We start from the raw sequence: 3,666 nt of genomic DNA, 5'->3' as shown, positions 1-3,666 counted from the left end.
CGGCGATGCCGAGGGCCCCGCCGTACCAGCAGGCCGCCACGCCGATCCCGCCCCAGGCGAACCCGTCGCGTGCCAGGTACCAGTCGGGCTCCCCGACGGGTACGGCGCGGGCCGCCTCGAAGCGGACGGAGCAACTGGGAACCGAGGGGAGGCCCCGGCTCACCCAGGTTCCTGCCGGTTCCGGCAGGACGCCGTCGGCGCGGAGGTCGACGGCGAAGGCCCGGCGCCGGCCGTCGGCCAGGTGTGCGGTGACGACGGCGGCGTCCAGCTGGTCGGCGAGGGAGCACCAGGGCTTGGTGCCGGTCAGGCTCCAGCCGCCGTCGGGTGCGGGCGCCGCCTCGAGGACCACGCCGGGTCCTTCGGCCGCGAAGACCCCCCAGGTCCCGGTGGCACCCGCCCGGTTCGCCGGCCCTCCACCGTGCCCGGCCTGGTCGAGGATGGCGAGGGCATCGAGGTGGGGCTCGACGACGCGTGCCACGGTGAGATCGGTGGACGCGAGCGTCGTGAGGACCTGCCAGGCGACCGCCGTCCGGCCTGATCCCGGCAGGGGCACGACGGCACCGAGGTCCGCGGCGAGGGACAGGGCCCGGGGCAGAGAGTTCCGTGCGGCGCCGGCCCGGTCGGGCAGGGACTGCAGGAACGGCTCGGGTTCGTACCCCGCGGGCTGGTGGGCGATGCCGCCCGTCAGCGTCACGGGCGGGAAGGTTTCGGGGAGCGGTCCTCGCAGTGCGGCATGTTCGCAGTCTACTGACCTTCCGGCGTGCCGCCGCTCCGGGCTCTCGCTACCGGGTGGCTACGCGCTTCGGCAGCGCCGGTGACGCCAGCAGCGTCAGGACGCCTGCGAGGGGCACCACGATCAGGCCCACGCGCAGCGAGGACGAGTCCGCGACCGCTCCCACGATCGGAGGTGAGAGGAGGAACCCGAGGCGCAGCAGCCAGCTGATCACGGTCAGTCCGGTGCCGGCGCGCAGTCCGGGCAGTTCGTCCGCGGAGTGCATCGCCGCCGGAACGAGCGTGGCGACGCCCAGCCCGGCCAGGCCGAAGCCGAGGATGGTCAGCGGGATCGACGGGAAGAGCAGGGCGGTCCCCATGCCGACGGCCGCCAGTGTCCCGCCGGCCTGCGCCACGGTGCGCTGGCCGAATCGGTCCACGAGGCGGTCGCCGAAGAGCCGCCCCACGAACTGGAGCCCGACGAGGGCCACGAAGCCGAGGCCCGCCACCGTGGGGGTCGCGTCGAGTGCGTCGGTGAGATAGACCGCGGCCCACGTGCTGCCGGCGTCCTCGACGAGCGCTCCGGCGATCCCGATGACGACGAGCGCGGCCAGGACGCCCGCCGTGGCGAGCGCGCCGCGCCGCACTGCGCCACGCGTCGCCGTCGCTGCCACCGGTTCGCCGCCGGACTCCACCGGCTCGCGGCCGGGCAGCAGGAAGCGGTAGCAGGCGAGGGTGAGGGCGCTGAAGAGTACGAAGGACACCGTCAGATGCAGTCCGCGGGGGATGGAGAGGCCGGCCGCCGCCGCGCCCATCAGGCCGCCGAGCACTGCACCGATGCTCCACACCGCGTGGAAGGAGTTGAGGATGGACCTCCTGTACAGCTTCTGGACGCGCAGCCCGTGCGAGTTCTGCGCCACGTCGGTGATGGCATCCATGGCACCGGCCAGGAACAGGGTCGCCGTGAGCACGGCCCAGGACGGCGCGATGCCGGCGAGGAGGATCGCCAGTCCGATGAACCAGGTGCCTATGGTCGCCACGCGGGAGGACCGGAAGCGGCGCACGAGCGCGCCGGCGGCGAGTCCCGCCGTGATGGCGCCGAGGGGGAAGGCGGCCACCGAGATGCCGAAGGCCGCGTTGCTGAGGTCCAGCCCGTCCTTGATGGCGGGATAGTGCGGCAGGATGTTGGCGAACAACGCGCCGTTGGTCAGGAACAGGGCGCTCACGGCGAGGCGGGCCCGGCCGAGCCGCTGGGCGCTGTACTCCTGGGGCGGCGCGGATGAACGGGTGGTCATGGCCGGATGATCCTCTCGACGGCGGTGCGGACGGTGGAGACGGACATGGGGTCCAGCGAGAGGGCGCGGTGGAGAGTGGTGCCCTCGATCAGGGCGTCGAGCATGAGCGCCGTCTGCGGATCGAAATGCGCGTGGAGTGCTTCACGGCTGCGCGCCATCCAGGCGTCGGTGATGGTCCTGAACTCCGGCCGCCGTGCCGCCAGCGCGTACAGCTCGAGGCTGGCGAGCATCGTCTCGGATGCGTTCAGGGTGGTCCCGGTGATGAGGCCGACGACGGCGTCGCCCGCCTCCTCGACGGTGTCGGCGCGGGACAGGACGGTGTCGAAGACGTCCGCCGTCCTCCCGGCGAGGCGCGTGAACGCCGCGTGGAGGAGGTCGTCCATTCCGGCGAAGTGATAGGTCATCGACCCCAGGGGCACGTCCGCGGCTGCCGCGACCCGGCGGTGCGTGGTCCCGGCGACGCCGTACTCGGCGATCACCCCGAGGGCCACGTCGATCAGGCGTTCACGACGCCCGGGGTCATGGCGGCGCCTACTCGAGGGAGGGGTCCCGCCGGTCGCGAGGGCATCGCCTCGCCGGCTCGGCCCGTCCTGCTCGGCGGGGCGGGCTCGTCCGTCGTCCTCGAGATACTGCCCGTGCACCATCCACTCCTCGCGCCCGTCCACCAGTTATATGTACAAGCGTACGCATGATGCGTACGTCTGTACATACGAGCGGTGGCAGGCGGTGCAGTAGCGGTCCGGGTGCTCCCGGCTCAGGCCTCCGGCGGCAGGGCCTCGTGGTGCTCCCGGCCCTTGGTGCGCCGGTCCTCCTTCATCTCCGCCTCGAACAGGTGGCGCTTGCCCTCGGCGAGGGAGTCGCGCGCCTCCTTCTCGAAGGCCTTGAACTCGGAGTAGTAGTGGTCGTCGTAGTCCTCCATGATCTGGAACGTCCACCGACCCTCGATCACGTTGCGGCCGATGATCTCGCTCGCGAGTCTGTCGGCGATCTCCGGATGCCCCGCCCTGCGGAAGAGCTCCTCGGCCTCGGAGAGGTTGAGGTCGGCCTTGCCGGTGAGCCGGTGGAAGCCGTAGAGGTAGCCGCGGGCATGCTCCACGACCTCGAGTGCTTCGGACAGCTTTCCGAGGGCTTCGACCGTGAGGTCGGAGACGCCCTCTGGGCGCTGGTGGTGTGCGTCGGGACCTGGTGTGTCGGAGGTAGCCATACTCCGTCAGTACCCAGCCGCGCCGACACTTACACAGGCATCCTCTGCACCGGCATCGTCCGCTGGGTCGTGCGCGTCCCACGCGGAGCGCGCTCTGTGCGTAAATGCAGAAGGGCTGTGCACTAATCGGCGTTGATCGGTCCGTCAACGGGGGCAATACTCGTATCGCCCCGGTGTATCCCACTGCGCACCGGCCAGCGGAGGCCGGTCACGGCGAGCCGTGTCAATGAAGACACAGAAGGAGTAGCCCGCATGAGTTCAACGCAGCACACACCCCCGCAGCGGCAGGAGCCCGACGTCGAACAGTCGGGCCTGAAGAAGGTCGTCGTCGCATCGATGGCCGGGACCGTCGTCGAGTGGTACGAGTTCTTCCTCTACGCGGCGGCAGCCACGCTCGTCTTCGCCACCGTCTTCTTCCCCAGCGCCGACTCGGAGCTGGACGCGATCATCGCCGGC

The 3,666-nt window shown here is 71.2% G+C and carries 3 protein-coding genes and 2 pseudogenes; 1 reads left to right on the top strand and 4 read right to left on the bottom strand.

Annotation, left to right across the window (positions count from 1 at the left end; genetic code table 11):
- The 4 genes and pseudogenes from CVO76_RS16010 to CVO76_RS15995 form a co-directional block, all read right to left on the bottom strand.
- Nucleotides 1-694 (bottom strand): annotated as a pseudogene (locus tag CVO76_RS16010) (hypothetical protein); the annotation flags it as partial.
- An 88-nt stretch (nucleotides 695-782) separates the two neighbouring features.
- Nucleotides 783-2,006: an MFS transporter gene (locus CVO76_RS16005; protein ID WP_208740094.1), complete on the bottom strand. Its 1,224-nt coding sequence runs from the start codon at nucleotides 2,004-2,006 to the stop codon at nucleotides 783-785.
- Nucleotides 2,003-2,671 (bottom strand): TetR/AcrR family transcriptional regulator, encoded by a 669-nt coding sequence (locus CVO76_RS16000; protein ID WP_244186050.1) that lies wholly within the window; start codon nucleotides 2,669-2,671, stop codon nucleotides 2,003-2,005. Before CVO76_RS16000 ends, CVO76_RS16005 begins: the two co-directional genes overlap by 4 nt.
- Before the next feature lie 89 nt (nucleotides 2,672-2,760).
- Nucleotides 2,761-3,210, bottom strand: a complete 450-nt coding sequence (locus CVO76_RS15995) for a hypothetical protein (RefSeq protein WP_208740093.1) — start codon at nucleotides 3,208-3,210, stop codon at nucleotides 2,761-2,763.
- 252 nt (nucleotides 3,211-3,462) lie between these two features.
- Here CVO76_RS15995 and CVO76_RS15990 point away from each other — a divergent pair.
- Nucleotides 3,463-3,666: pseudogene (locus CVO76_RS15990) on the top strand (MFS transporter); the annotation flags it as partial.

The sequence above is a fragment of the Arthrobacter agilis genome (genome assembly GCF_002953615.1).
GTDB lineage: Bacteria > Actinomycetota > Actinomycetes > Actinomycetales > Micrococcaceae > Arthrobacter_D > Arthrobacter_D agilis_B.
The sequence above is the reverse complement of the archived record's forward strand: the minus strand, read 5'-3'. Positions and strand labels throughout refer to the sequence as shown.